We start from the raw sequence: 26,755 nt of genomic DNA, 5'->3' as shown, positions 1-26,755 counted from the left end.
TAATTATATGTCTGTCTTTTAAGATGCCCTCTCCTGTTATTTTTTATCCAGGTAGATGATTAACGCGAATTATTTCATCCCCAGGTTAAACATTACAAAAGACCAGATATCTGTTGCTTCTTCAATTGTTTTTGTAACAGATTTACCTGCACCATGTCCCGCATTGGTTTCAATACGGATCAGCGCAGGATTAGGTCCTGCATTGTCTGCCTGCAAAGTAGCAGCGAATTTGAAAGAATGTGCCGGCACTACGCGGTCGTCATGATCGGCAGTAGTGATCAGTGTTGCAGGATAAGAAACGCCAGGCTTCAGGTTATGCAGCGGAGAATATTTAATGATATATTTATACTGTTCTGCATTATCACTGCTACCATACTCTGTAGCCCATGCCCAGCCGATGGTAAATTTCTGGAAACGCAACATATCCATTACACCCACCTGCGGAATCGCCACCTTAAACAGGTCAGGACGCTGGGTCATGCAGGCGCCTACCAGCAATCCTCCGTTGGAACCGCCGCGTATAGCCAGTTTCGCCGGGTTGGTATATTTTTCTTTTACCAGGAACTCAGCCGCACCGATCATATCATCGAAAACATTCTGTTTATGTTCCATCATACCGGCTTTATGCCATGCCTCACCATATTCACTTCCACCACGAAGCGATACAACAGCGTATATCCCACCCTGCTCCATAAAGTACAGGTTAGCCACACTGAAAGCAGGTGTGATAGGAATATTGAAGCCACCATAGCCATACAACAGCACCGGATTGTTGCCATCCAGCTTCATGCCTTTTTTACCTGACAGGAAAACAGGTACTTTAGTACCATCCTTGCTGGTAAAGAAAACCTGTTTGGTTTCATACTCATCAGGATTGAATTTTACTTCCGCCTTATTGAAGAGTGTAGACTTACCCGTAGCTATATCATATTTATATATAGTCGCAGGGCTAACGAAAGAGGAATAGGTATAATAAAACACCTTATTCTGCTTTTCAGCATTAAAGCCGCCGGCAGTTCCGATGCCAGGCAAAGCAACCTGATGACCGTTTTTACCGTCGTAATCGCATTGATAGACATAGGAAGAAGCGTCTTTCAGGTAGCTGAGGAATAATTTACCGCCAGCGGTACCAACACCCTGGAGGGCTTCCGGCCTTTCTGCAACGATTGTTTTCCAGTTGGCAGGCTCCGGATGCTTAGGATCGATTGCAACCACTTTATAGTTGGGAGCGTCGCGGTTGATGGATACGAGGATTTTATCTCCCATATTATCAATTACATTAGGCTCGTAGTCGAATCCCGGGATCAGCAGGGAAAAATCTTTCTGGGAAGGGTTTTTCAGGTCTTTCACCCATACTTCACCGCCAGAAGTACCTTCAGAAGTTTGCAGAATGAGGAATCTTTCATCTTCAGTGAGACTTGCTCCGGCATTGCGCAGCGGATGTGCCTTGTCTTCATAGATCAGCTCATCTTTCTCCTGTGGTTGTCCTACGATGTGGTAGTACACTTTCTGGAATTCGTTTTTACGGGAGAGCTTACTTGATTCGTCTGGTTTGGCGTAGCGGCTGTAGTAGAAGCCGTTACCTCTCCAGGCGATACCGGAAAACTTCACCCATTCCAGTTTGTCGGAGAGTACCTGTTTGGTGGCAACGTCCATAACATAAGCTTCCTGCCAGTCGGAGCCCGCTTTAGAGATCAGGTATGCTGCATATTTCCCGTCTTTGGAGAATTGCATGGTACCGAGGGCGGTGGTGCCGTCTGCGGAGAGCTTGTTTGGGTCAAGAAATACTTCTGCGGGGCCATCCGGGGAGGCAGACCGCATTACTACGGCCTGGTTCTGGAGGCCATCATTTTTGGAAAAGTAGTAAAAACCGCCTTTTTTGGAAGGAGCAGAAGTCTTGGGATAATTCCAGAGCTCTTCTAATCTTTTTTTAACATCTTTCCGGAAAGGGATTTTTGACAAATAATCCTGGGTTATGGCATTTTGTTCATGGACCCAGGCCTTGGTTTCTGGAGAATTATCATCTTCCAGCCAGCGATACGGATCAGAAATTTTGTTTCCGTGATAATCGTCCGTTTGTTCGACTTTTTTGGTGTCTGGATATTTAATATCGCTGTGATGTTGTGCCATGGCCTGTCCCGTCAAAATACTCATACTCATAATTAACAAACTTCTATTAGTTTTTTTCAACATGCATTTAATTTTTAAAAAAAAATTCTACTTTGTTTGATGAAAATTAAAAATTTAGGTTATTTCATGAGATAACTGTTAGAAAAACAATTGCAAAATGTTATTTTTGTGCGCCCTTAAGATATTTTTTTAGCAATTTATATGAAAAAATTGAACAACATTGCAGTCCTTACCTCAGGAGGAGATGCTCCTGGCATGAACGCAGCAGTTCGTGCAGTAGTAAGAACGGGCATTTATCATCAGCTGAATGTGTATGGCGTAATGTACGGCTACAGGGGAATGTTGACAAATGACATTTTCAAGATGGAGTCCAAATCAGTGGCTAACATCATTCAACGCGGAGGCACCATATTGAAGACAGCCCGGTGCAAAGAGTTCTATGAATATGAAGGGCGAAAAAAGGCTTACGAGAATCTGAAGAAGCACGGCATTGATGGTATCGTTGTCATAGGTGGCGACGGTTCCTTTAATGGAGCGCAGAAATTCAGCCAGGAATTTGACATTCCGTGTATAGGCTTGCCTGGTACTATTGACAAGGACATTGCTGGCACTGATTTCACCATTGGATTTGACACAGCAGTCAATACAGCGGTGGATGCTATCGACAAGATCAGGGATACCGCAGATGCGCATGATCGCCTGTTCGTAATTGAAGTAATGGGCCGGGATGCCGGTTACATTGCCTTACACAGTGGCATTTCCACTGGCGCGGAGCACGTATTGATGCCGGAGCGCAAAACAGAAGTGAATGAAATCATTGAAGAACTGCAGGCCAACGAACGTCGTAAAAAACTCGTTAACCTGATTGTGGTAGCAGAAGGAGATGAAACCGGAGGCGCCAACGAAGTAGCCCGCAGAATTAAAGAAGCCTGTCCTCAACTGGATACCAGAGTGACCATCCTCGGTCATATCCAACGCGGTGGCTCCCCTACCTGCCAGGACAGAATCCTTGCCAGCAGGCTTGGATATGCGGCAGTAGACGCCCTCCGTGAAGGAATTCACAACGTAATGATCGGAGTTGTTAATGATAAGATCCAGTATACACCGCTCGACAAAGCGGTTAAAGCTAAACAGGAGATCGACCCCGAATGGTTTAAGATTGTAAAAATTCTTGCGAGTTAAAAAATAAGACTTATGAGTACAAAGGATCTTTCCAAATACTATCACAAGCAGATGGATAACGCTGCTGGTAGAGAGCATTCCTCCCACAAGACTAAAATTGTAGCAACAGTTGGTCCGGCTAGTGATACCTATGACAAATTACTGGAGTTAGTTAGAGCAGGCGTGAACGTTTTCCGTCTCAACTTCTCCCATGGCTCGCATGAGGATAAATTGCGGATCATTGAATACATCCGTCAGATCAACAAAACTGAACCTTACAACGTAGCCATCCTCGCCGACCTCCAGGGTCCTAAGCTGCGTGTTGGTGAAATCGAGAACAACGCATTACCGCTCAAAGCCGGTGATATCCTGACCTTCGTAAATGAGAAAGTAGTAGGTAACATGGAAAAAATCTATGTTTCTTACCCGGATCTTTATAAAGACCTCAGAGTTGGACAAAAAATCCTCCTCGACGATGGTAAAATCGAAACCGTAGTTAAAGAACTGACTCCTGCAGGTGAAATCAAAGCTGAAGTATCCCTGCCAGGCGTTCTCTCTTCTAAAAAAGGTTTCAACCTGCCAGATACCAAAGTATCCCTGCCAGCACTGACAGAGAAAGATATTATTGACCTGGAATTCATCATCGACCAGGAATGTGACTGGGTAGCCCTGTCTTTCGTAAGAAGCGTTAAAGACCTGATGGACCTGCGCAAACGCCTGGAAGCACGCAATTCAAAAATGAAGGTTATCTCTAAAATTGAGAAACCTGAAGCTATTCAGAACCTGAAAGAGATCATCTGGGAATCCGACGGCGTAATGATCGCCCGTGGTGACCTCGGCGTGGAACTGCCAGTAGAGCAGATCCCAATGATCCAGAAAGATATTATCCGCAAATGTATCCACCGTGCGAAACCTGTTATCGTGGCAACACAGATGATGGAATCCATGATGGACCGTACCCGTCCTAACCGTTCCGAAATCACGGACGTAGCAAACGCAGTACTCGAAGGCGCGGATGCAGTAATGCTCTCCGGCGAAACCGCTACCGGTCAGTTCCCGGTACTGGTAATCCAGACCATGAACAAAATTATCCAGGAAGTGGAAAAAGAAGCGATCATTTACAACCGTAACCTGATCCCTCACCGCCACTCTCCTACCTTCCTCAGCGATGCACTCTGCTACAACGCTTGTAAAATCGCGGAAGACCTCGATGCTGATGCCCTGATCGGTATGACCCAGAGCGGTTACACCGGCTTCATGCTCAGCTCTTACCGTCCACGCTCTCCACTCTATGTATTCACCAAAGAAAGAACACTGGTGAATCAGCTGAGCCTGAGCTGGGGCGTTCGCGCATTCTTCTACGAAGAAGAAGAAAGCCTCGATGATATCGTTTTTGATCAGATCAACATCCTGAAAGAAAGAGGTTTCATCAAAGCTGGTGACGTTGTTGTAAACACTGGTTCTACACCAGTTAAACAGCATCTGCCAACCAACATGCTGAAAATCACAAGAGTAGAAGACTAATCATCTACCTATCTTTTTAAATAAAAATTCCCGGCGTAGTAATACGACCGGGAATTTTTATTTAAAGCCTTTATATTAAACCAGTCCCATCATCAGCAACGGAAATGGTTTTCCCATTCCATCTACCTCAGATCGTGATAATACTTTAAAACCATTGTGCAGGTAGAAGCCCACCGCCTGCTCATTCTGCTCATTTACATCTACCAGCGTCACGCCCTGCTGGCTTATCACAAAAGCCAGCAAAGCCTTTCCTACACCTTCTCCCCGATAGGCAGGATCAATAAACAACATCTCCAGCTTATTGTCTGCCACACCAGCAAAACCAAGTATAGCGCCGTTTTTGTCTTTCATACAGGACAAATTCACCGCCTGAAAATATTCGTTCAGGATCAGGGGTTTAAAAAATTGAATATCATCTTCCGTAAGAAAATCATGGGTAGCACGCACCGATCTTTCCCAGACTTCAATTAAAACCTGGTATTCTGACGGATAAACAGCGGTAATTTCTCTCATAATTATGCCGATGGACGTTTATAGGTTAACAGATAAATTAGTAATGCGATCATGATAAAGCCGGTACCGGCGATACACACGCCCGTCCATTCGCCCACTTTCCATACCCAGAGCCCGATACCGGAACCAAGCGCGGTACCGATAAAACTGGTGGTCATAAATACAGTATTTAGTCTGTTACGGGCAGATGGGATCAGCGCGTATACTCTTGTCTGGTTAGAGACATGTATAGATTGCAGACCCAGGTCTATGGCGATGATACCGATGATAATGCCAATAATTTCTGTTTTGAAGAAGAAAAACAGGAAAAAACCGATAAACAAGAATATGATACCATACCCAATGGCTATACGTGGATTTTTCTTGTCGGCGATACGACCCACCAGCGGTGCACCCATTGCGCCCGCGGCCGCTGCCAGGCCCATCAGGCCGATCTTATCACTGCCGTAATGGAAAGGAGCCTCAGACAACAAAAAAACGACTGTTGTCCAGAACAGTCCAAACATAGCAAATACACATGCATTTATAGCGGAGGCTTCCCGGAGTACAGGCTGTTCCTTTGTAAGCGTCATCAGCGATTTCATCAGATCGCCATAGGTGCCTTTAAAAGCAGGCGCGCTTTTAGGGAAGGTAAAGAACATGAAAACAGCCAGCAATAAGCTGATGCCGGCGGCGATCCAGAACATGCCCCTCCAACCCAGGTGATGACCTACGATGCCGCTAAGGGTGCGCGACAGGAGAATACCAATCAGGAGACCGCTCATCACCACTCCAATCACTTTTCCCCTGTTTTCGTTGGAGCTCAACGTAGCTGCCAGCGGGAGAATAAGTTGTGGCACCACAGAAGTGAAGCCTATCATTAGACCCGTAACCTTCAGCATGGTAATATTCAGGGAAAGTGCAGACAGCGCCAGCGCTGTTGCAGCTGCCAGCGTCATCAGGATGATCTGCCGCTTTTTCTCCAGCATATCACCCAGCGGTACGCAAAAAAGTAAGCCCAGCGCATAACCTAACTGGGTGAAAAAAGTGACCTGTCCGGCATTTTCAACGGATACACCAAATTCGTCACTCATCAGTACCAGCAATGGCTGGCAATAATAAATATTCGCAACTATCAACCCCGTGCAGAGAGCCATTACAGTAATTGTCCATTTACTAAGCGCCATATATTCCATTTTTTTGCTGTGCAAAGATAGTTCTAATGCTTCGAACCTTTAAGGACAGATAATAGTTCTGGAAACGGTAAATTTGTAATAGTTAATCGCTCACCAAAAAGCCGATAGTTATGTTTAACAGTATCTATCCTTACACACAGGAAATCATTGCAGAATACCAGGAGCACACGGAAAGTGAGATTGCCACCAAGCTCCTCAAAGGAGAGAAAGCCTACCGCGAATTACTAAAAACCCCGCTGGAAAAACGTTGCCAGTGGATGGCCGCCATAGCCAGATCCATGCGGGATAATGTGAAGGAACATGCGACCATCATAACGCGGGAAATGGGGAAGACACTGAAGGAAGCTACGGCAGAAGTATTGAAATGTGCCACTACCATTGATTTTTATGTAGAGAATATAGGCAGTATGTTATCGCCGAGAATTATTTCTTCCGATGCTTCAAAAAGTTATGTATCTTATGAACCTAAAGGGATTATTCTGGCTATTATGCCCTGGAATTTCCCTTACTGGCAGGTATTCCGTTTCGCTATTCCGAACATCCTGGCAGGAAATGCCGGCATATTAAAGCACGCCAGTAATGTGAGTGGCTGTGCCCTGGCGATAGAAAAACTATTCGTTGAATCAGAATTCCCGGAAGGTACTTTCCAAAGTGTATTATTATCTTCCAAGCATATCGAACCCATCATTGCAGACCCGCGCGTACAGGGCGTAACATTAACCGGTAGCACACCAGCCGGCAAAAGTGTTGCTGCACTGGCAGGAAAATATATTAAAAAAACAGTATTGGAATTGGGAGGCAGTGACCCGTTTATCATCTTAAAAGATGCTGATATTCAGGAAGCTGCGAAAGTTGCCGTTCAGGGCAGGATGCAAAATGCCGGACAATCCTGCATTGCCGCCAAACGCTGGATAGTAGAGCAACCAGTAGTGGCCGACTTTACGGCCGCTGTACGTTCGATATTACAAAACCTGAAACAGGGTGATCCTATGCTGGAATCTACCCAAATGGGGCCTATGGCACGCCTGGACCTTGCACAGGAGCTTGGAAAACAGCTCGAAAACAGCATCAGTCAGGGAGCCCATTTAGAATTGGGTGGCACCTGGGAAGGATGTAACTTTGCTCCTACACTGCTAACCGGTGTAACCAGCGACATGACGGCTTTCCGCGAGGAAACCTTTGGGCCGCTGGCCGTGATTATAGCAGCTGCCAACGAAGCCGATGCTATCTCTCTTGCCAACGAAACCGAGTTCGGACTGGGGTCCGCTTTATGGACAAAAGACCTGGAAAAAGCCGCCCGGCTGGCAACGCAAATTGAAAGCGGGAATGTATTCATCAACGCAATGGTACGCTCCGATGCACGACTGCCCTTTGGCGGCGTTAAACAATCGGGTTACGGCAGAGAATTATCACTGGAAGGCACACACGAATTTTTAAACGTTAAGACGGTTTATATACACTAGGCTTTTAGAACATGACCACATCTCTGAAACGCGACCGCTATACTCCCTATATCACTTTCTCCCGTAAAGAATGGGCAGAACGAAGTGGTGATGCCAGATTACAGCTGGCAGACTATGACCTGGAACAACTGCATGGCATGAATGAACCGCTCACGCAGGAAGAAATCACCCAGGTATACCTGCCGCTGGCGCATTTGCTGAACCTTTATGTGACCGCTTCACAACAGTTACATAAAGCTACCAGCTCCTTTCTTGGGAGCCAGCAGTCGAAAGTGCCCTACATCATTGGTATTGCCGGGAGCGTAGCCGTTGGTAAAAGCACCACCGCAAGAGTTTTGCAGAAACTATTACAGGCATGGCACGACCATCCTAAGGTTGCGCTGGTGACAACAGATGGGTTCCTCTATCCAAATAAAATACTGGAACAAAATAATATCATGAACAGAAAGGGCTTCCCTGAAAGTTATGATATCAAAAGGCTGGTACATTTCCTTGCAGACGTTAAGTCCGGCAAAGAACGTGTAGCCGCACCGTTATATTCTCACCTGGAATATGATATACTGCCTGGTCAGCTCCAATGGATAGAGCAACCCGACATCATTATTGTGGAAGGTGTCAATGTACTGCAGGTAAGACCTCGCCAGCAACAAAAAGATCCTGCGGTCTTCGTATCTGACTTTTTTGATTTTTCTATATATGTGGATGCTGCTGAAAAAGATATCCGTAAATGGTATATCGCCAGATTTCAGTCATTACGTCAAACAGCTTTCCAAAACCCTGATTCGTTCTTTCACCGCTATGCCAGCCTCTCCGATGGCGCCACCGTGGAATTAGCCACACAGATATGGGAAGATATCAATAAACCCAATCTGGAGCAGAATATCGCACCTACACGCTATCGGGCCGGACTCATACTGGAGAAAGGTAGTAACCATTTTGTTCAATCCATCAAACTCAGGAAAACCTGATCTATCATGCAACTACTTTTCCTAAGAAATGCCACATTCCTGCTGGAATGGGACAACAAAAAACTATTGATTGATCCTATGCTGGGTCCCAAAAACAGCATGGAACCAATTCCTAACACCGCAAATGCCATCCGTAATCCCACCGTCGACCTTACGCTGAGTGAAATTGCCGTACAGACGATGGTACAGGATATCGATGCAGTATTGCTCACGCATACCCATCGCGACCATTGGGATACAGCAGCACAGGAGATGATTCCCAAAGACACAACTATTATCTGTCAGCCGGAAGATGAAGAAAAAATCAAAGCTGCAGGTTTTACGGATGTTATTGCAGTTACAGACAATATCCAATGGTATCATTTTACGATCAACCGCACCAAAGGCCAGCATGGCACCGGTGAAATCGGTAAAAAGATGGCGCCGGTATCCGGATTTGTTATCTCGGATAATAAGACCAGCTTTTATATCGCCGGCGATACCATCTGGTGTGATGATGTAAAAGATGCCCTGGACCACTACCAACCTACGCATACCGTTGTAAACGCAGGTGCAGCCAGGTTTGTGGAAGGAGATCCCATTACGATGACCGCAGCGGATGTACTGGAGGTAATTAATCACCCGTCGCAGACAAACGTCATTGCAGTGCATATGGAATCACTTAATCACTGCACGCTCACCAGGGAAGACCTGGCAGTAGCAGTGGCAGTAGCCGCCAAGGAATGTAATATTCCTGATCCCGGAGACTGGATTATGCTTAACTAACTATTACGACCATACGTAAATAATGGCTGCCTCAACTCAGGGCAGCCATTATTATTTCATTTATCGCATGATTTTATAAACCAGCCGTAGCTTTTGGCGCAAACTGTTGCAATACGCCACTAATAGCATTGTCCAGCGCTGCACCACTCAACTCCTTATTACGCGCTTTATTCTCCAGCTCTCCCATTACTTTATAAAATGGCTGGTTATTTACCTGTTTTTGTAATACAACACCTGTATTGGCGCCATACAACTTATCCCATTGCTGGCGTACTACTGCCCAGAACTGTTTGTTTTGTTCCCACCAGGCTTTCGCCTGCTGACACTTACTTTCATCAGTTCTACGGTAGGTATTCAATCCCTTTTCTCCAACAATAACCTTGTCTCCCGCAGCATCTCTCAGGATTTTTTTATTGTCCTGTTCATGGAGAGAGCCGAAACTGGTAATTTCATGGTGATTGGTACGCTGCAGCACATTGTAATCACTACGGGTGGTATACTCACGGCGAGGCAATGGGGCATCGCTGGTACTTTCCCAGTAATGACGGCCATCTGCATGCACCCAGGTAGCAGAACCTTCATATCTCGGTTCATCATCTACACCGAAAACTTTCTGGGTCCACTGCCCTTTAACTGCTGCAGCCGTCAAATTCATTTTGTTCCAGGTATCGTTTTTGCTATATGCCAGCAGCTGCTGATTTTCATATTGCCAGTCTTCCGTCCAGTGCTTAATCACTTCACCCCCTGCAACCAGCAGGTGCTGTAACACAATGCGGTTGTTCTTTTCATCAGCAACAGTTACATATTCAACAGCATCCGTGATTTTATGATACCCTTTTGGTTTATAGGTTGTATCCCCCGGAAATGTTTCTGTATATTCAAAAGTAACTTCCATGCAACCGCACATATCTTTGATAGCGGCTTTATCCTGCTGCAGTTTGGAATCTGCTTTCTGTGCCAGCAGCGAGGCTGGAAGGAAAACACCTGCCAGTGCCAGTTTGATGATATTTTTCATATTTCCTGTAATTAGAAGTTAACACTACCGTTTGCCTGGAATACATAGCGAAATTTATAGAGTCGGGAAACGCTGTTCAGGTCCGGACTTGCAGGCGCATCTTTATAATAGCTCTGGATTTCAACTTTAACATATTTCCCGGCAGGTGTTTTAATCACCAATACCTTACCTGGTACGGGCGTAATAATATGCGTGGTAGCATTGTAGCTATACCATGATTTCAGCGCATATTTTGCACCGGTAGAATCCGTTGCGTAACCGGTAGCCGGTGCTGTGGAGAGGTCACTGAATACGCCAGAAACCACCTGTGCTTCTGCTTTGCCAGGGCCACTTACACCACCGTTGATAATGATGGTAGTAGTTTTAAACCCAATGTCCCACTTTGAAGTTGCTGAATCGGAATTAGGAATAACCTTATTATCTGCAAAGCTGAAGAGTGTATATTTACCGGTATTGGCCGTATCTGCCTGAAGGTTGGTCACAGTTGTAGTTGTCAGTACCGGAGCTGGTGAATCGTTCTTTTTATCGTCCTTACTGCAGGCAGTGAATAAGAGTCCTAATGCCAATGCTCCCAGTCCCAGGAATTTTTGTTGACTTGTCATAATACTATTTGATTGTATGTAGAAATGAATAGGTAACAGCGATTGAATATATTCTGCCAGGCATACCTGGTATATGTTTTCCGTCTGTATAATTAAACAGGTTTTCTATGGTTCCCTGCAAACGTAATCTTTGCTGCATGAAACTTTTGGCAGCTGCCAGATTCACAGTAGCGTAACCGGGAACAAACTCACTTTTTATATCCGGTATATTATTCCCATTCTCATCCTGGAAACCATATTTACTGCGATAAATGACACGCATATTGGCGTCAATGCCTGCATGCAGGTTTGTATACTGCACTTTCAGATTGGCGGCATGATGGGAGCGGTTGAACAGCCCGAAATATTCGTGGCGCTTTAACAAACGTGTTTCATGTGTCTGTTCATCCACGGTATAGACTTCACCCTTCTTTACCATTTTGAGCTGATCATTATCAATAGCTTGTAAATATTGATAACCACCCGCCACCTGCCAATATTTATCAATAACCTGGTTGTAATTCAATTCACTACCGTATGTCGTGATCCTGTTCACATTTACGTAGCTGTATACACTGAAGTCATTTGTTTTCTGGGCAACAGCACGGGTATCTATCAGATTGGTAACCCTGTTCAGGAAAAAATTCACGTTCATACTGGCGCCTTTCCATGGCAATGCCTGTATACCTGCATTATAGGACCATGAACTTTCTGCATTGAGATCTTTGAGTTTGTCCAGGTCATAATTAATACTTTTGATTTCTCCTGCTACCTGCATCTGGCTGATAATGGAAGATGCCAGCTTTGTTCCCACAACACTATACCCAACGGCGGCATTGTTGAAGTGCAGGTATAACTGCCTGAAATCCGGTGCCCGGTAGCCACGGCCAACAGAACCTAACAACTTTAATTTCGGACTAACCTTATATGACACGGACAGTTTAGGGCTCAGTTGCGACGCATATTGATTATGCGTATCAAATCTGGCGCCTGCCAGGATGCTCCAATTATCTGATGGCTTCCAGCTTTCCTGTACAAATACATAGCCGCTGTTAAAAGCCATACGCTCATCATAGCGTGTAGCCTCCAACGTTTCATGAATATACCCTCCACCCAACGTCAGTGCATGTTTGGGGTTAAGCGTCCAATCCAGTTGATATTCAGGCTTGAGATACTGCTGGGTAAAAAAGGAAGCGTCATATAAACTTCCGTCTTTCTCATACAACATCTTTTCATCTGTTGCATATCTCGAATAATACAGGCGCAACAACTGCGTAAAATGGTCATTGACATTATTCCGTATATTCAGCGAAGCATTGGCGTCGTCTTCTCTTCCGTTATCATTTACCCTCCCTTTGGTATCCTCGAAATAACTCTTATACTGTTGGTTAAACATCCTTCCTGAAACGGTAGTCTGCCAGTGGGAACTCCAGTCCTGTTGCCACTTCATCTGCCCTGTCATTGATTTAAACGGCGAAACAGACGGAGCAGACTGACCACTGATCGTATATCCATTGGTATTATAATAGTTACCATTAACGGAAAAAACACCATCCTTAAACGGAATTTTTGTTCCGGCATCCAGCTGTAAGGTCTGGTTGCTGCCATACCTTACTGTAGCATTGGTTTGTCCTTGTTTCTGCTTGTTACTGGTAATTATATTGATAACTCCAGCCATGGCATCGCTGCCATACAGCGATGAAACCGGCCCCTTTATTATCTCTATACGCTCTATATTACTGACTACAATCCTTGACAGGTCCAAAGTACCGGCTGTTCTTCCAATCAAGGGTTCTCCATCCAGCAAAATGAGCGTGTATTCCGCTTCAAGTCCCTGCATCTGAATACCACTACCATGGTTCGCAGTAACGAATAATCCGGTTTGCTCAGCCAATACCTGATTTAGTAACATGGCCCCCATTTGCTGGATTTGCTCCTTCCTGATAACGGTAACAGCGATAGGTATTTTGCTTTGCTGTTGTTCATTCCTTGTAGCAGTAACAACAACTTCCTGTAATGCCTTATTATCTGTAATGGTATCTGTTTGGGCAAACAGGATCCCGGGCCACCAGAGGCAGCCTGTCAGGACTAAATATCTAAACATTTCGGATCGTTAAATTTGTTTTGCAAAAGTATAACAGGCAGGCATAAACACTGTTACGCAAGCCGGAAAATAACTTACGCGATCCGGAGATAATAAGTAAGGAATACTATTATGATATCATACCCATTCGTTAACATGACTGGCATTTCCCATTGTCATCTCCCGTGCAGATATTGTAAAGGTAATATTCATCGGATGCTCATTTGCAGCATCAAAAATCTCTTCAAACTTCACCAGGTACCCCTCTTTGAAATCCAGGGTTTTTAATTTGGCATCTGTGTCCCGCTTAAAAAAAGTAATAGATCCATCCTTCCTTTCAAAGTTATTCACCATCCATTCAAACAACTCCGTTTTACCGGTAGACTCCACCGTTATATTGATCCTTCCTCCCCTTGTAATGGCAGATGGGCGCCCTGTGGGGTCTGTTTCCTGATTAAGTGCGTAGGTAACATGTTGCACATTATAGCTTTCTCCACCCACTGTAAGAATTGATTTAAAAGACATCTTCTGATTATTTAAAGGTTAACAAATAATACTACTTTATCACTGGTCTGCTGTTCAACATCAACATCCTGCAATTATCTAAATCACGGTTAACATTATCCAGTTGCTGCTTTAGTTTATCCTGCTCTACTTTCATATTGAGCAGCGTTTGCTGGGCTGTTGACAACTCTCTCAGTTGCTGTTTCGTCTGCTGCAGTTCCAGACAGATCTGGATGACATCATCATATAACTGAAAACTACCTCCTCGCTTATCAGGTATGTGTTCACGGATATTACTCAATGCCGAAACTACCTGCTGGTCTATAAATGCGACATGCTGTCCCGGTTCATTTATTCTATGCATATTCGCTTTTACCAGCGATATCTGTTGTTGAAACTCATGCTGAAAATCCCTTTCCTGCCCGATCCTTAAAACTACTTCTCTCAGCATACGATTCTCAACAACCGGCACCTGATAGTTAAAAAAAATACTGCAAATAAGTAGAACTGTAGAGGCTATATACAATAACAGGAATAAAAAATACTTTCTGGCCCTTTCGGTAGCATTCAGTGCTTTCTGCATATGCAATGAAATAAAAGTTATTAATCAGTAAATTTCCATTTGACTTTTTTATTACTGCCGTTGTCGGCACTGTTAAAATCTTGCTGAAGCTCTTCCTTCACAAATATCTTATGATCTGGTTTTAGTCCGATATACTCCAGCTGACTAATAGTTTTGGTGAGCTTATGCAGCAGCTTCAACAACTCCAGGCCAGGTCTGAAGGAGGCATCAATATCCAGATGATAATATTCCGTGCCCGTGGCAGCCCAAACGACTGCATCCAGCACGCCCGGAGTAATATCCAGCCATACGGCAAAGTAGTTGAGTACCTGTTCCCTCCACTGTCCGATTCTATAGGTAGTAAACATTCTGAAATTCCGCGCTATGTTGTTAACAACTATAAATAAATGAACCGGCGCCTGATACTTCATCAGATTGTCGATTCCAGGCATAAGCGGATTAATCAGGTCGCTCATGCCTCTGCATATCTCCATAATACAGAGCGCAAGCTCCGGCTGATGTGCTCTTAACTGTATATTCCGGAAGATCTCACTGGCATATAATAATATCTCCGAAAGATATCTGCGGATTTCTTCAAATAACTCCTGTAACAGATAATGCGCATTTACACACAAACAAGGTGGTATATATTGCCGGTCTATAAATGGTTTTTCATTTTCAACCTTTACCCTTGCTATGATTAGCTGTCCACGCCCGGGACCTGTCTGCTCCAGGTCTTTGGCTGCCACGATCAATAATTTGCTTGCCGGCAGCGTAATCGGGCTTCTGTAAGGGAGTTCATCTGTGTCAACCTCCCCGGCTGGGACACGATCAAATACATGCTGCTCCACCATCAGCAGGTAAGTAGCTGCAATGTCATTCCGTGGATAGTAAGTCAGGACAGGCATAACAAAACCAGTAACAGCCGGTATTTGCGGCAATTGAATATGTAATCCGTCAGGAGAAAAGCCATTACAGTATAACAGTCTGAAATCCCAATTACCGTTTATATCCAATGTCAGCTCACAACTGCCCGATGCAGACCCCTGCGATAACAGGCCATAATTCAGATCATGCATAGTTATTGCTGACGAATGTAATAATCGTTCCAGCACGGCATTTTCCAGCATCATAAAATGCTGTCGTTGAATTTTCATACCATTCACCCAGTTTACGAAGTGATGTCTGTTCTGGTTTTGTATTATCATGAAAAATCTATTTAAATTCTCCGGCAATAAATAATTGTATTCTCTTTAATGCTGTTCCTATACACAGGCAGGGCAGGATCCAGTATGGTACAATACCTGAACCAGCGGTGCCTTATATAGAAGAGCCATTCATCCGGCCTGTTGTTGGTTTGCCACTGTACCGGCGTCTCCGGATGACGATCGTTATAATCATTGATAAAATGAAAAAAGAAGACGCCCAGCGCTATTTTTCCCGGGGCACGGGCACGCATATAAGTAACTACAGGATCATCTTTGGCCTTTGTTAATTTCAGCCCGATCACCAGGACATCCTTAAGTTCATCTTCTTTCATTTCCGGCACCTGCATTTCCTGAGGATACACCCATGTCCTGTATATTTCAACCGGAATAGACATTCCGGCTGCTGTCATCCAGGAAGTAAATAATATGATGAATGGCCAGCAAATCACCGTAACAAGCGGGTAATAGCTAATTGCATATTCTTTCCTGTAATAGTTGAACAGCAATAGCAGGGCACCATAACCCAATGGCAGCAAACAGGTAAAGACAATCATTTTCCACCAGCTGTAAACCCTCTCCTTACTGATATATTGCAGGATATACAGATTACATAAACCAACCATTACCCATATACATTCATGCAATAAGTAAAAGGCAATCTGCTCTACCCTGCTATATTGCATATAAATAACACTGCCTCCGGTCAATATCAGGCCGCTAATGAGAAATAACACTATCAACACAGACAACCGGATACCCGTTAACTTTAATAGCTGCACAATTAAAAGGGCACAAACAATACCTACTGCGATAAGGGTCAACATTTCATTGGTATTTAATTAACAAACAAATCAAAGCCCAGGCGGGCAGGCAATATCCCCCATATCTTTACTGCTACCAGATCAATCTCTATCTCCCATTCTACCGGAACTTTACGGGCAAGCAATTCCTCCAGACAACACCTCTTATCACCACCTTCCTGCCACTCAGTATATGCTGCAGGTATTGGCAACTCAATGCTAATCTTCATCACTAATTCTTCTGCGATATGATAATTGCAGATATAACTACCTGCTCCCAATATGGCCTGCCCTAATGAAGCGTCATCAACTAAAACAGGCACCATACATGTAACGACCCTTGCACACATCTTAGCGCCCAACATCTCTCCCAGTAAATCCATCAGTGCATTCATGCATGGTAACATCCCATAAAACGACAGCATCCTATCTACCGATCTCTCCTTAAAATCCCAATCATACAACTGAAATAAGCATTCAATTATTGAATACCTAAACCAGTTTACCTGGTACGCCAACAACGATTCATCAAGCGGCGCAAAATATCGTCTGAGCTGCTTTTCTCTCTTAACATTATTACGATACAACTGCTTAAAGTCAGTATTACCTGCATCAATTGATTCATCCACAAAAAAAGAAGGCAACAGATCATAAATTCCAGGCAAATGAGCACGTAAACATTCTTCTGAATGATCATCTTTGTGAATGCTTAACTCACCGGCCGTATCCAGCCTGAAGGCAGACACCAGGCTCAATGGAATGCCTCTTTCCAGGCAGGACAATACCGCCGATGCTTTCAATGATGTATGCCAGTAATATTTTTTTTGAATCATCAGCCTTTACAAAATGGTTAACAAAAATTACCGAAGGCCGAAATGGAATAAGGAAGAAAACAAACAATACAGCAAATGTATAACTTTGATCATTTCAACAAAAAAAATTTCAACTTTTTTTATCAGATTTTTTTTGAATCGAAGAATTTCATAAACTTGTATCATCATAAAAACCATTGGTGAAAAGTTAACCAACCAGCCACAACACTTAACCATATTACTTGTTAACCTATTCATTATGCCCGATAAAATAATATTGTTAACCTTTGCGCACGCATTGCTGCTCAGTTTCCTGTTATATATTTTCCCGGTATATACAGCACATTCATGTCATCAATTCAATATACATCATAACAGTAATAATAACGGGAATGCATATACGACAAATGACACAATCACTTTCAGCTCCTATTCACTGTCTGATAAAAATCAAACCATCTGGATATTCTCTGACAATGGTATTCAGACAGGAAAAATAATACATCACAATTTCCACACAGCAGGAAACTACGCCGTAAAAGCCGTCTCCGGTAATTGTTCCTGCTCACAAACACTACTAATAACCACGCAACAGGTTATTCCCAGCAACCTGCCTGCTCCCGAAATAGAAGGAGAATCCGCTACCATCACAAATACCCCCATCCATATGTCAGCATCTGTCCCAAATAATATAACCTGCTGTTGGAAAACGCCGGACCAGGACAGCACTCATTATGGCAACAGCACCACTTTTACATTCAGCAGACCAGGCGAAAAAATAATTCAGTTGTACAATTGCACAGATAGCCAGTTGATGGCCATTAAAAGGATCAAAGTATATCCTTCTATTCCCCATACGCCTTTACCCACCCCCCATCCGGAAAAACAATTAATACCTCAACATACAAACAGGATAATCAGTATATCCGAAGAAGACTTCCGATTCAATCTGTTACAAATCATATCCAGACAAATTAAGCCATCAGATATTTTAAAATATCTTTGTAATCCTCAACACACACCAGTCCTGATCAATGACAACCAAACCAATGACCTGATGGCATTCTGCAACCAGTTATACGGTAAGAAAAAAACACAAATACAACAGGTAACGCTTATAAAAGATAGTAGCGGATGCATCCAGGAAGTTCGAATCAACGTAAATAAAAAAAGATTAATCAATCTGTTCTGAGCAATTAATGGAAAAACAATTTCTTAAACTGCCGCTGTCACCAGGCCAAGCATCAGGATTGGAATACACCAATATCCAGACATCCATCAGTGGATTCATCCAGTCACTGACCTCCACCGCCCCCGGTGAGTTCAAGCCAGACAAAGCATTTGGCTGGCACCATTCCGTCCAGCCATACACAGAAAGTCAATGGAACAATATCCCCGAATTACTAACCGCAATTCAACGATATGAGAAAAGAATAAATAAAATAAAAATAGTTCCGCTGAACATCAACGGGCAGATTACCCTCGAACTCAATTGCTGGATAATATCCCTTAATAACCATCACATTGCTCATATCCTACTTCAGTTAAATCTTATAAAATGACAACAGAAGAAATCTTACAGTCAATTTTAAGTAAGGCCGCTGAAAACCAGAAAACCGGCAGTAATGCAGCAGACACCTCCAATGATCCGGTATTCCATATTCTTGCAGCAGCAGTAGCCAATCAGTTAGCTATCCTTCACCAGGAACAAAAAATATCACAGGCAGGTATACTGGAACAACTGGCAACCCGTCTGCTCAACAGGTACAATTATGGCTTATTTCCCGCTCATGGTATCATGCATGCAACACCTGTCAATGCGCAAACTACCATCCAGCCAGCACTGCAGTTCACCGCTGCGAATGATCAATACTACCTTACTCCCTGCATCACCAGTCCATTAATAAACGCTAACCTCGCCTACTTTGTAACAAGCAACAAGGTATATCACAGTAACCATCCCGATAACAAATTACTCCTGCAGGGAATATGCTTTAAAGATGCTGATCCCGCGCTATTCCTCGGATTAGAGCCAGACAAACATAATACGACCTCGCTGGATGGTCTGAACTTATTTTTCACACACCCGCAACAGGAAACAGAACAACAGTTATTGCATCACCTCCCATACGTAAAATGCTATATCGATGGGCATCAACACAATATTAGTCCCTGGCCGGCTGCAGATCATTGCTCCAGTGAATCAACTATAACACAACATACTGTCAGGGAACAAATAGCAGATAAATGGTCAAAAAATTTCCTCACCCTCCACACATCCCAGCTATTCTCTCCAGGGATCAATGGACTCCCGGAAACCCTTATATCTCTGCTCCGGCAGCACCTCCTGAAACCAGAAAACTATATATGGATTAAACTTGAATTCCCCGGCATACCCAATATATTACTGGAAGAAGCACAATGCCACATCAACGCATTCCCGGTCGCCAATCTCAGGCCCGTTGCCCAAACCATTAAATTATCAGAACTGGTAAATATCCATACACTGGACTGCACGGATTACCTCTCCGAAATTACGTCTGTTAAAGACCAGCTAAACGACACCTATCACCTATCCTTATTCAAATCAGTAAGTGAATTAGTTCCGGGAGAATGTATCATATTACCCGAATCCATGCACAGCTTCGATCAACGAACTATACAAACACAACTGCAATATTTTGCAGAACAAATCACCAATGAATTACACATTCATAAAGCCGCTAACGATCACCTTACTATCCGAACGGTATCAGAACTCGAACGTGTACTGCAACACCTGAACAATACCCTTCCCATTGCTGCCGAAACACCAACAAGTCCAATACTTTATATTCATAGAAAAGCTTTCAGCAGGTTCCTGAGTGTTAATATGCTAACCACACAAGGAAATCAGGTAAACATAAATTATAATAGTAAAGTATTTGGCCCCGAATCATTTACTGCCAAAGAATTTAAACTACTAACCCATATATCAGGAGCTGGTAGTATACCATCACCAAATGAGAAATTACAGGATTTAAGATTGCAACTGATCAGTAAAAATTATATCGTTACTAAAAATGATATACGACTACTTTGCGCCAAAATCATCGGAAAATATTTAGTCCAAACCAGTGTAAAGAAAAAATCCGGTATTGGCAGCAACAACCAGTACACCAGGATAATTCTCATCAATATACAGCTGCTAAAGGTAGCAGAAACGCTTCATCCACAACAGCTAACCTATTTCCGGCAGGAAATTTTGTATGCACTGAAGTATAAGTCATGGATAACCCATCCGGTACATATCCACTTCAGTTTTGCAGCACACTAATATATAATAGATCATCCGGGAATATTTCCATCTTCGGTATTTCCCAAAAAATAAACGCAGATTGAGATTACCTTTTTTTAGGTAATCTCAATCTGCGTTTCCTGAATAATACACTATCTGGCAGCCAGTATATATCCCGGCAACTTAGTAGCAGCCATCTTCAACAGTAATGGGCTCACACCATTACCTCTCACACTGAAGAGCAGCCTATCCCGTTTATCAAATACAGGCGCATCAATGGTCACCACATGCCTTACCGTTTCTCCTGTCGCGATTACATCTGCTCCCATATCCTGTATAACTGCCATGCATGTCGTGTTAAGGCCCTGATTCGATTTATACATCCTGATAGGCTGAAGCTCAACAGGAATATGGCTCCTGTTACGAACTTCAATACTAAAATAACAATACCTGTTTAGCAACAACACCTTCCTGACTGACACCTGTACCCCTTTCTGACTGATCCTGGCAAGCAACTTTCCTGATCGCTGCCGAAGCATTTCATTTACAAGCCTGTTCATGATGACAGTATCACCAGTGCCTGACAACACAGCATCCTCACATTCCGGCAAAGCCCCCACCAACAAATCATTGTGCCCCTTCTCTTTCTTGCCATCCAGCTCATACCTCAACTGAGATAAGGGAATATTTTCCTTATACACCACAATGAAATAATGACTGGCACTTTCCGTAACCACCAGCAAATTGGTATTGCGTGGCATCCCTGCAGAAATAAGCAACAAATCCTTATCCTTTATAACCTGATATTGCAGCTCTTTCCCATTACCATTACCAGTTTGGACGCTAATAATCTTTTCAGGGGAATGAAGAAAAGTAGCTGCACCTTTAGTGACATAGATCGTATCCAACCGTTGCTGCGCGCGTAACGGCCCGGACAAAATCACTGCCATCACTAAAAATATATACCGTAGCCTGCTGTTTTTATTTTGTCTGTTCATAAGCTGTCTCCCATTCATTGTTACTAATTCCTTTCTGGCCATCCATTTTAATAAGAAATGTCCTCGCCGGAAAATATGGTTTAAGAAATATATCCAGATGAATACGGTCTTTTTGATGCATGTCCTGCTCGAATCTTCTGATCTCAAAATCTTCTATTAATCGCTCAGGTCCGGTAATACTATCCAGAAACTGGATAATCTGCCGCTGCAAATCCTTCCTGGTGTTAGCACTGAAGTTTTCAAATGCACGCCTGTTAAGAAAATCCATCAACACCTTTGTTACGTAATCGAATACACGAACAACTGAATATGTCTGCAAGCCCAGGTTATCCCCATTAAAAAGTGTTCTGGCACTGAATGCCATCACCCGGCCATATTCCTTCACTACCGGAATCAACCCTACCTGCTCCAGACAAGCGATTTCACTCTTCTTCAATGGAAATGACACACCCTGCACATCCGCTAAAGCACCGAATTTCTTACCAGCAGTTACCTGCGACATTAGCGTACCATATATCTTCCCTGCCAGTGCCCCACTGGGCGGCACGAACAAATCTTCGGCTTCCCCAACTTCCTCATACTTTCCACGCCCCATCAGCCAGTTACAGGTCATGATAGCATTGGCACGGAATTCCTCGGCCCCTGTCAATTCCGCTGCCGTAAACATTTCCATCACATCATCTGCGGCATCCAGTCGTGTAAAATCTGATATCAGCATTACCTTCGACTCGTACGCCATCCTCGCCCAACGCTCCAGTACAGCATTAGAACCGGCATAACCGGGTATCACCAGCAAACTATAGTGCTGCCGTAAATCCAGCCTGTCATAATGCTGTACCAATTCCTGCCGGATTACATCCGTAAACCTTGTATTATCCAGGTCCCGCAGTTGACCAGGAGCCGCATTCAACAAGGTGAGGTTCTTAATTTGCAGGGCGCCCGCATTAGCAAAGAAAAGTCCGAGGTTCCGGTAAGACTGCTCCAATGGCCTGCTTAGCTGTAGCGCCATCCCAAGGTTTTGCTGTAATAACGCCGCCCTTTCTTCCGCTTGCGCCTGACAGATAGCCTGGATATCAGCTACCGTAACTCCCTCCGACAAAATCTCCTCCCAGATTTCCAATACCTGCTTCAATCTCTGACGGTCATGATACAATGCCGAATCACCAAGAAAAAGCTCCCTCCTCGCTTTCCTCGATGGGTTCAGATTCTGTACGCCCTCAATGGCAGATTCTAACAAGTCAAAGCCTCCAAAGGCCGATAACTGCTTAAATGCAGGGGTATCTCCCGGTATTAATACCGGTTTTGTTTCATTGGGTAACATAACAATGGTGTTTTATCCGTGAATTATAATAAAGCTTTTAAATGACTGACCGCCTGTAGTAACGCCAGCCTCGCGTCCGGGGAAGATAATGCCGATTGCAGGATTTTATTGGAAGAAACATGACGCAGTACCTGTAAATACAGATCCCTTTCCCTGGACATTGCTGCCAGAAAATTACTCTGCGCGATAATACCATTCTTCCCGAAATCACTTAGCTGCCGAAACGCCAGCTCCTCATTAATAGGCCGCCCGGCAGCATCAGTATACGTCACCTGTACCTGCGGCTGATAATAGTCAAATACTGATGCCAGATCATGTAAATGACTCACCAGCTCCGGTATCAGAGGACTACCCTCCGTAAACTGCTCTACAAATAATGTCCTGTTGGGAGAAATTTCAGTGACAGATTCACTCGTTTGCGGCTTGATTTCAATGCCGCCAATTCCATAACTGGATTGCATAAAATAGCTGGTTGGTTGGTTAACAAAACATGTAAATACATTACGAATATACATCGTAATTCAATTCAAAAATCAACGAACAAAATGAACAGACTAAGAACGTGAAAAAACATTAGGAGTCCATATACTTATATTCTCCCTTAACTCCTGCGCCAGCTCCAGATGGGTTACAAAATTATAATAATAAGCGCCTAACAGCTGCTTATTATCTATTGGATACTGGTAACTAAATTCAAAGGCGTCCTGTAAATTATTGATGCCTACATACAGCTTATTGGTATGAAAGGCGATATATAAACTGGTTTGCGAATCCCGCTTTAATGCCGCTATCCTGTTCAGAAGCCTGTTGTCCAGCAGCTGCCTGGCTTCAGCAGTGTCCCGCGCATACACCACAAAATGCTCGTTAAACGACTTGTCCATAGCCATCACCTGGCTCCCCAGGTTCCAGGCTTCTATAAATCCCGTATCAGCAGCCCCTCCGGAAAAAACCCTGCCGTCGTTTTCTGATCTGGATATCACATAAATCGGACTACTGAAAAACCTGGGTAACTCCATGATAAAATAACTACCGTAAAACACAACATCACCCGGTTCCTTCTTCGAAATCCATTCCGGAAACCATGTTACCATCAAATCACAAACCAGGAAACCAAGATGCCCTATCCGGCCCGTTACCAGGTCGTTCCCATCTATTTCATATTCCCTCCTGGCAAATAACCCGCTTTGTATAAACTGCTCATATGATATATGCGCCTGCGGCAGATAATCAAATGCAGGATTGACATACCCCAGCAGTTTCCTGATGATCTTTTCCTTAAAATCCTCATGAAACTTAGATAAGGGAATCAACACAAACTGTCGTAACAATAGATTTCTGATCAGCATACCGCCGCCCATTGCCAGCAATAAACCAATGATCAGATAGCCTATCCGCTGCTGATAATCGGCAGCTTTTGTATCTTCCAGGTGCAAGGGCAATACTACAAATACCACGAATAAGGCCAGCAGTGCCATACCTGCAGGCCACAGCCATTTCCTGCGGCCCTGAATCATTTGCCGCTGCCGCTCCAACTGCTTTAATACCGGGAGCAAACGCTGATATATCGGTTCGAAATATTTATCGTTAAAATGCATGCTAATTTAGTTAGATGACCAGCCAATACCAGTAAATCGCTCCGATAAACTCCTGCTGCTGCTCAATAATATAACCAATGGCTGTATATGCTCTTCCGAAAGCGGTAAAATATAAGACCCGTCACTATGTAAAAAAGTTACATGAACATGCACGACGGACAATAATGGCCCGTATATCCTTTTCATCAGCCCCGAAATTATATTACCATTGTTTATCCGCACCCGCAGTATCTCCGCACCTCCTTTTACCTCTTCCAGAAATCGCATCAACATGGCAGGACGCCTGGTAGTAGTATACAATTCGACGACCAATGGAAAAGATGGTATCACCAGCAACAACGCCATACCTGCCAGCATCCATAAAGAGGTAATATCAGCAATGAAAAACGCCCAGCTCAATATGCCCGCAACCGCCAATATTGCCAACCCTTCCATTATCAGTATGCTTACAAGTATTCTTTTTACATCTCGCTGATGCATTTCAAACAGGATTAACCTAAGATCATGGATGTTACGCATATCAGATTAATTTACTTTTTGGTTATCCCCGCGGTATAAGTCATTTCATTCTTAGCCGGATGATATTACTGATTGTCAGGTATAAGCCCACCACAGCGATCAAAGCATACACGCCAAGCAATACCCACTCGCTCCCTCCACCGATTTTATAAATGAAAATTTCAATCCTTGTCAAACTCACCTGCTCATTCCCCGGATCATGAAACTGCTGGTACCGGTTATAAATTAATGCTATACCGGCAGACGCCAGCATAAGCCCGGCTATTACCCCACCCCAGGACGGATCATCCTCCGCCGGTGTATCTGGCTTCTCTTGTTCGGGGTCTCGGTAATTATTCATACGGATTGGTTAATACAACGATGCAGCTTAAATCAATTCCTACAATCAACATCAAATCTGGTTCCTACTAAAATAACAAAATATTCCGGCGTTCGTTCACTCCTTTACAATACTTACTTCTGGCGGATGAACATAGTCCACCCACGCAGCCTCTGCTGCCAATACCGTCAACTCGCCACTGTATACCATTATCCGGTATTTTAACGTATATACGTTCCCGTTAATTAAACGCCATTCCTTTATTTTTGTCGGCGAATAATTTAACATTAACTCCCCGCCTTCCGCATTCTCCGGCCACACACGCAGCGGCTCCGGACTATCAAAATTACCCGGGTTATTCATTATCAGGAGTCCTGCCATGCCTTCCGGCGTTTTACCAGTTACCATCACCCATCGCGCCCGCGTACTGTCCGCATCTTTTCGCGTTTTCCCCTCAGAAGTCAATACCTTACTGGTCTTATCCGTAAAATAAGGGGTAGTCCTTAACCCAAAACCACCACCATACCTATACTGTAACAGCGTAATTCCACTGTCAGTCATCGGCTGTAACACCGATTCCATATCCCATATCTGCTTACTGTTATTATCTGTAGCGGTATAAGCCCGGATAGCCAGCTGCTCCCGGATAGCCAGCTTTACTTCCCCAGGCTTCGGATAGGCCCAATGCTGCTGTTCTACAGTAAACCCCGCCATCACCGGACCATGATAAGTTGATAACAAACCACCATACATGACCTTTCCTTCCCGCTTCTGTACATTCCAGAAGTCAGTCTCCTTGCCCTCAAACATGGTATGCGTCCAGGGGTTCCAGATGCCCATATGATGCCTGTGCCCTGCATTAGGAAAGATATTGGTAAGAATGGCTCCATTCGGTGCCCAGAGCGGATGTATAAAACCACTCTTCCTGTAAACGGTATCCGATCCCGCCGGCGGCTGTGCTACGGCGGTATAGTACTGCAACAGCGGGCGCTCATGATCTGTTATCAGCAATGCTGTATCGGATTCTATAACGCTCATCCCCGTAGCTATTCTTCGCACACCATGCGTAGCCCTTCCGGTCAGCATATAATGTTGTTGGGTATTTTTAGGTAGATGACCAGGTATTTGCCAATATAACCGCTTATCAATTTCCTGAACTGCTATACTCCCTTCCTCTCCCGGAACAGCCAGCGACCATTCCATCTGGCCATTAACGCCTCCGGGTATGGCCACACTGACCATCGTATGCTGCCGGTCATAGGCACCGGCCTTTACAGTAACTTTCCAGTGCTGCGCGAATATAGGCCCTGTTATTCCGGTGAATAACAGGAATATTAGTTTTTTCATAACGTAGTTTATCTGCCCCAAAATAATTCATAGATTTTTTTTTCGCAAGCAGACTCACCACCATATATTTAACGCAGGAAATGTATGCAGGTTATTCTTAATACTGTATTTTTGA

26 protein-coding genes are annotated in these 26,755 nt (G+C 44.0%); 9 read left to right on the top strand and 17 right to left on the bottom strand.

The genetic code is table 11. The features are described from left to right. Positions 1–69: 69 nt before the first annotated feature. Positions 70–2,154: a prolyl oligopeptidase family protein gene (locus F3J22_RS09710; RefSeq protein ID WP_240155031.1), complete on the bottom strand. Its 2,085-nt coding sequence runs from the start codon at positions 2,152–2,154 to the stop codon at positions 70–72. A gap of 177 nt (positions 2,155–2,331) precedes the next feature. Between F3J22_RS09710 and pfkA the strand changes: the two genes are divergently transcribed. Together pfkA and pyk are read left to right on the top strand one after the other, a co-directional pair. After that, the gene (pfkA, locus tag F3J22_RS09705) at positions 2,332–3,312 is read left to right on the top strand and encodes a 6-phosphofructokinase (RefSeq protein WP_167016556.1); all 981 of its coding nucleotides are present in this window, start codon (positions 2,332–2,334) and stop codon (positions 3,310–3,312) included. 12 nt (positions 3,313–3,324) lie between these two features. Further along, complete coding sequence (gene pyk / locus F3J22_RS09700; RefSeq protein WP_167016554.1) at positions 3,325–4,815, top strand: pyruvate kinase; 1,491 nt, start codon at positions 3,325–3,327, stop codon at positions 4,813–4,815. A 75-nt stretch (positions 4,816–4,890) separates the two neighbouring features. Here the strand turns inward: pyk and F3J22_RS09695 are convergent, their stop codons facing one another. Both F3J22_RS09695 and F3J22_RS09690 read right to left on the bottom strand, forming a co-directional pair. Next, entirely contained in the window at positions 4,891–5,328 is a 438-nt protein-coding gene (locus tag F3J22_RS09695; protein ID WP_167016552.1) for a GNAT family N-acetyltransferase, read from the bottom strand. Positions 5,329–5,330: 2 nt separating this feature from the next. Further along, complete coding sequence (locus tag F3J22_RS09690; protein WP_167016550.1) at positions 5,331–6,494, bottom strand: MFS transporter; 1,164 nt, start codon at positions 6,492–6,494, stop codon at positions 5,331–5,333. A 119-nt stretch (positions 6,495–6,613) separates the two neighbouring features. Here F3J22_RS09690 and F3J22_RS09685 point away from each other — a divergent pair, with 119 nt between their 5' ends. Genes F3J22_RS09685 through F3J22_RS09675 form a run of 3 tightly spaced genes read left to right on the top strand, consistent with a single transcriptional unit; the run spans position 6,614 to position 9,699 of the window. Continuing rightward, positions 6,614–7,966, top strand: coding sequence for an NAD-dependent succinate-semialdehyde dehydrogenase (locus F3J22_RS09685; RefSeq protein WP_167016548.1), 1,353 nt, complete (start codon positions 6,614–6,616; stop codon positions 7,964–7,966). An 11-nt stretch (positions 7,967–7,977) separates the two neighbouring features. After that, the gene (gene coaA, locus F3J22_RS09680) at positions 7,978–8,934 is read left to right on the top strand and encodes a type I pantothenate kinase (protein WP_167016546.1); all 957 of its coding nucleotides are present in this window, start codon (positions 7,978–7,980) and stop codon (positions 8,932–8,934) included. A 6-nt stretch (positions 8,935–8,940) separates the two neighbouring features. Then, positions 8,941–9,699 (top strand): MBL fold metallo-hydrolase, encoded by a 759-nt coding sequence (locus F3J22_RS09675; RefSeq protein ID WP_167016544.1) that lies wholly within the window; start codon positions 8,941–8,943, stop codon positions 9,697–9,699. Positions 9,700–9,772: 73 nt separating this feature from the next. On the opposite strand, the gene F3J22_RS09670 is transcribed toward F3J22_RS09675, so the two are convergent. From F3J22_RS09670 to F3J22_RS09635, 8 genes are all read right to left on the bottom strand, one after another. Then, entirely contained in the window at positions 9,773–10,714 is a 942-nt protein-coding gene (locus tag F3J22_RS09670) for a DUF6607 family protein (RefSeq protein WP_167016542.1), read from the bottom strand. Between the two features lie 11 nt (positions 10,715–10,725). Further along, positions 10,726–11,316: an HmuY family protein gene (locus F3J22_RS09665; protein WP_167016541.1), complete on the bottom strand. Its 591-nt coding sequence runs from the start codon at positions 11,314–11,316 to the stop codon at positions 10,726–10,728. 4 nt (positions 11,317–11,320) lie between these two features. Further along, complete coding sequence (locus tag F3J22_RS09660) at positions 11,321–13,399, bottom strand: TonB-dependent siderophore receptor (protein ID WP_167016539.1); 2,079 nt, start codon at positions 13,397–13,399, stop codon at positions 11,321–11,323. Between the two features lie 117 nt (positions 13,400–13,516). After that, positions 13,517–13,903 carry a type VI secretion system tube protein TssD gene (gene tssD / locus F3J22_RS09655; RefSeq protein ID WP_167016535.1) on the bottom strand — a complete coding sequence of 129 codons (387 nt, stop codon included), beginning with the start codon at positions 13,901–13,903 and terminating at the stop codon, positions 13,517–13,519. A gap of 31 nt (positions 13,904–13,934) precedes the next feature. Next, positions 13,935–14,465 (bottom strand): type VI secretion system TssO, encoded by a 531-nt coding sequence (gene tssO, locus F3J22_RS09650; protein WP_167016533.1) that lies wholly within the window; start codon positions 14,463–14,465, stop codon positions 13,935–13,937. 20 nt (positions 14,466–14,485) lie between these two features. After that, the gene (locus tag F3J22_RS09645) at positions 14,486–15,652 is read right to left on the bottom strand and encodes a hypothetical protein (protein ID WP_167016531.1); all 1,167 of its coding nucleotides are present in this window, start codon (positions 15,650–15,652) and stop codon (positions 14,486–14,488) included. Positions 15,653–15,663: 11 nt separating this feature from the next. Continuing rightward, positions 15,664–16,476, bottom strand: a complete 813-nt coding sequence (locus tag F3J22_RS09640) for a TssN family type VI secretion system protein (protein WP_167016529.1) — start codon at positions 16,474–16,476, stop codon at positions 15,664–15,666. Positions 16,477–16,487: 11 nt separating this feature from the next. Beyond that, a complete protein-coding gene (locus F3J22_RS09635) occupies positions 16,488–17,285 on the bottom strand; it encodes a hypothetical protein (RefSeq protein ID WP_167016527.1) in 798 nt (265 codons plus the stop codon). 238 nt (positions 17,286–17,523) lie between these two features. Here F3J22_RS09635 and F3J22_RS09630 point away from each other — a divergent pair, with 238 nt between their 5' ends. Genes F3J22_RS09630 through F3J22_RS09620 form a run of 3 tightly spaced genes read left to right on the top strand, consistent with a single transcriptional unit; the run spans position 17,524 to position 20,580 of the window. Then, the gene (locus tag F3J22_RS09630; protein WP_167016526.1) at positions 17,524–18,456 is read left to right on the top strand and encodes a hypothetical protein; all 933 of its coding nucleotides are present in this window, start codon (positions 17,524–17,526) and stop codon (positions 18,454–18,456) included. A 7-nt stretch (positions 18,457–18,463) separates the two neighbouring features. Continuing rightward, positions 18,464–18,826 (top strand): hypothetical protein, encoded by a 363-nt coding sequence (locus tag F3J22_RS09625; protein ID WP_167016525.1) that lies wholly within the window; start codon positions 18,464–18,466, stop codon positions 18,824–18,826. Next, positions 18,823–20,580, top strand: a complete 1,758-nt coding sequence (locus tag F3J22_RS09620; RefSeq protein ID WP_167016524.1) for a hypothetical protein — start codon at positions 18,823–18,825, stop codon at positions 20,578–20,580. Before F3J22_RS09625 ends, F3J22_RS09620 begins: the two co-directional genes overlap by 4 nt. A 113-nt stretch (positions 20,581–20,693) precedes the next feature. On the opposite strand, the gene F3J22_RS09615 is transcribed toward F3J22_RS09620, so the two are convergent. From F3J22_RS09615 to F3J22_RS09600, 4 genes are all read right to left on the bottom strand, one after another. Beyond that, positions 20,694–21,491: a DUF4138 domain-containing protein gene (locus tag F3J22_RS09615; RefSeq protein ID WP_167016523.1), complete on the bottom strand. Its 798-nt coding sequence runs from the start codon at positions 21,489–21,491 to the stop codon at positions 20,694–20,696. 31 nt (positions 21,492–21,522) lie between these two features. After that, complete coding sequence (locus F3J22_RS09610) at positions 21,523–22,860, bottom strand: type VI secretion system contractile sheath protein TssC (RefSeq protein WP_167016522.1); 1,338 nt, start codon at positions 22,858–22,860, stop codon at positions 21,523–21,525. A gap of 23 nt (positions 22,861–22,883) precedes the next feature. Beyond that, positions 22,884–23,321: a hypothetical protein gene (locus F3J22_RS09605; RefSeq protein WP_167016519.1), complete on the bottom strand. Its 438-nt coding sequence runs from the start codon at positions 23,319–23,321 to the stop codon at positions 22,884–22,886. A 93-nt stretch (positions 23,322–23,414) separates the two neighbouring features. Continuing rightward, positions 23,415–24,455 (bottom strand): DUF3137 domain-containing protein, encoded by a 1,041-nt coding sequence (locus F3J22_RS09600; protein ID WP_167016517.1) that lies wholly within the window; start codon positions 24,453–24,455, stop codon positions 23,415–23,417. Between the two features lie 271 nt (positions 24,456–24,726). Between F3J22_RS09600 and F3J22_RS09595 the strand changes: the two genes are divergently transcribed. Beyond that, on the top strand, positions 24,727–24,930 hold the full coding sequence (locus tag F3J22_RS09595) for a hypothetical protein (protein WP_167016515.1): 204 nt from the start codon (positions 24,727–24,729) through the stop codon (positions 24,928–24,930). A gap of 84 nt (positions 24,931–25,014) precedes the next feature. On the opposite strand, the gene F3J22_RS09590 is transcribed toward F3J22_RS09595, so the two are convergent. Together F3J22_RS09590 and F3J22_RS09585 are read right to left on the bottom strand one after the other, a co-directional pair. Beyond that, entirely contained in the window at positions 25,015–25,314 is a 300-nt protein-coding gene (locus F3J22_RS09590) for a hypothetical protein (protein WP_167016513.1), read from the bottom strand. 96 nt (positions 25,315–25,410) lie between these two features. Then, positions 25,411–26,640: a PmoA family protein gene (locus tag F3J22_RS09585; RefSeq protein WP_167016511.1), complete on the bottom strand. Its 1,230-nt coding sequence runs from the start codon at positions 26,638–26,640 to the stop codon at positions 25,411–25,413. Between the last annotated feature and the right edge of the window lie 115 nt (positions 26,641–26,755).

Origin of the sequence: Chitinophaga sp. Cy-1792, assembly GCF_011752935.1 — a bacterium.
In the GTDB taxonomy this organism is placed as follows: Bacteria; Bacteroidota; Bacteroidia; order Chitinophagales; family Chitinophagaceae; genus Chitinophaga.
The sequence above is the reverse complement of the archived record's forward strand: the minus strand, read 5'-3'. Positions and strand labels throughout refer to the sequence as shown.

Bases quoted from the DNA above. Each gene is read 5' to 3' on its own strand.
- F3J22_RS09710 (WP_240155031.1), bottom strand. From the start codon at position 2,154: ATGAGTATTTTGACGGGACAGGCCATGGCACAACATCACAGCGATATT.
- pfkA (WP_167016556.1), top strand. From the start codon at position 2,332: ATGAAAAAATTGAACAACATTGCAGTCCTTACCTCAGGAGGAGATGCT.
- pyk (WP_167016554.1), top strand. From the start codon at position 3,325: ATGAGTACAAAGGATCTTTCCAAATACTATCACAAGCAGATGGATAAC.
- F3J22_RS09695 (WP_167016552.1), bottom strand. From the start codon at position 5,328: ATGAGAGAAATTACCGCTGTTTATCCGTCAGAATACCAGGTTTTAATT.
- F3J22_RS09690 (WP_167016550.1), bottom strand. From the start codon at position 6,494: ATGGCGCTTAGTAAATGGACAATTACTGTAATGGCTCTCTGCACGGGG.
- F3J22_RS09685 (WP_167016548.1), top strand. From the start codon at position 6,614: ATGTTTAACAGTATCTATCCTTACACACAGGAAATCATTGCAGAATAC.
- coaA (WP_167016546.1), top strand. From the start codon at position 7,978: ATGACCACATCTCTGAAACGCGACCGCTATACTCCCTATATCACTTTC.
- F3J22_RS09675 (WP_167016544.1), top strand. From the start codon at position 8,941: ATGCAACTACTTTTCCTAAGAAATGCCACATTCCTGCTGGAATGGGAC.
- F3J22_RS09670 (WP_167016542.1), bottom strand. From the start codon at position 10,714: ATGAAAAATATCATCAAACTGGCACTGGCAGGTGTTTTCCTTCCAGCC.
- F3J22_RS09665 (WP_167016541.1), bottom strand. From the start codon at position 11,316: ATGACAAGTCAACAAAAATTCCTGGGACTGGGAGCATTGGCATTAGGA.
- F3J22_RS09660 (WP_167016539.1), bottom strand. From the start codon at position 13,399: ATGTTTAGATATTTAGTCCTGACAGGCTGCCTCTGGTGGCCCGGGATC.
- tssD (WP_167016535.1), bottom strand. From the start codon at position 13,903: ATGTCTTTTAAATCAATTCTTACAGTGGGTGGAGAAAGCTATAATGTG.
- tssO (WP_167016533.1), bottom strand. From the start codon at position 14,465: ATGCAGAAAGCACTGAATGCTACCGAAAGGGCCAGAAAGTATTTTTTA.
- F3J22_RS09645 (WP_167016531.1), bottom strand. From the start codon at position 15,652: ATGATAATACAAAACCAGAACAGACATCACTTCGTAAACTGGGTGAAT.
- F3J22_RS09640 (WP_167016529.1), bottom strand. From the start codon at position 16,476: ATGTTGACCCTTATCGCAGTAGGTATTGTTTGTGCCCTTTTAATTGTG.
- F3J22_RS09635 (WP_167016527.1), bottom strand. From the start codon at position 17,285: ATGATTCAAAAAAAATATTACTGGCATACATCATTGAAAGCATCGGCG.
- F3J22_RS09630 (WP_167016526.1), top strand. From the start codon at position 17,524: ATGCCCGATAAAATAATATTGTTAACCTTTGCGCACGCATTGCTGCTC.
- F3J22_RS09625 (WP_167016525.1), top strand. From the start codon at position 18,464: ATGGAAAAACAATTTCTTAAACTGCCGCTGTCACCAGGCCAAGCATCA.
- F3J22_RS09620 (WP_167016524.1), top strand. From the start codon at position 18,823: ATGACAACAGAAGAAATCTTACAGTCAATTTTAAGTAAGGCCGCTGAA.
- F3J22_RS09615 (WP_167016523.1), bottom strand. From the start codon at position 21,491: ATGGCAGTGATTTTGTCCGGGCCGTTACGCGCGCAGCAACGGTTGGAT.
- F3J22_RS09610 (WP_167016522.1), bottom strand. From the start codon at position 22,860: ATGTTACCCAATGAAACAAAACCGGTATTAATACCGGGAGATACCCCT.
- F3J22_RS09605 (WP_167016519.1), bottom strand. From the start codon at position 23,321: ATGCAATCCAGTTATGGAATTGGCGGCATTGAAATCAAGCCGCAAACG.
- F3J22_RS09600 (WP_167016517.1), bottom strand. From the start codon at position 24,455: ATGCATTTTAACGATAAATATTTCGAACCGATATATCAGCGTTTGCTC.
- F3J22_RS09595 (WP_167016515.1), top strand. From the start codon at position 24,727: ATGGCAGGACGCCTGGTAGTAGTATACAATTCGACGACCAATGGAAAA.
- F3J22_RS09590 (WP_167016513.1), bottom strand. From the start codon at position 25,314: ATGAATAATTACCGAGACCCCGAACAAGAGAAGCCAGATACACCGGCG.
- F3J22_RS09585 (WP_167016511.1), bottom strand. From the start codon at position 26,640: ATGAAAAAACTAATATTCCTGTTATTCACCGGAATAACAGGGCCTATA.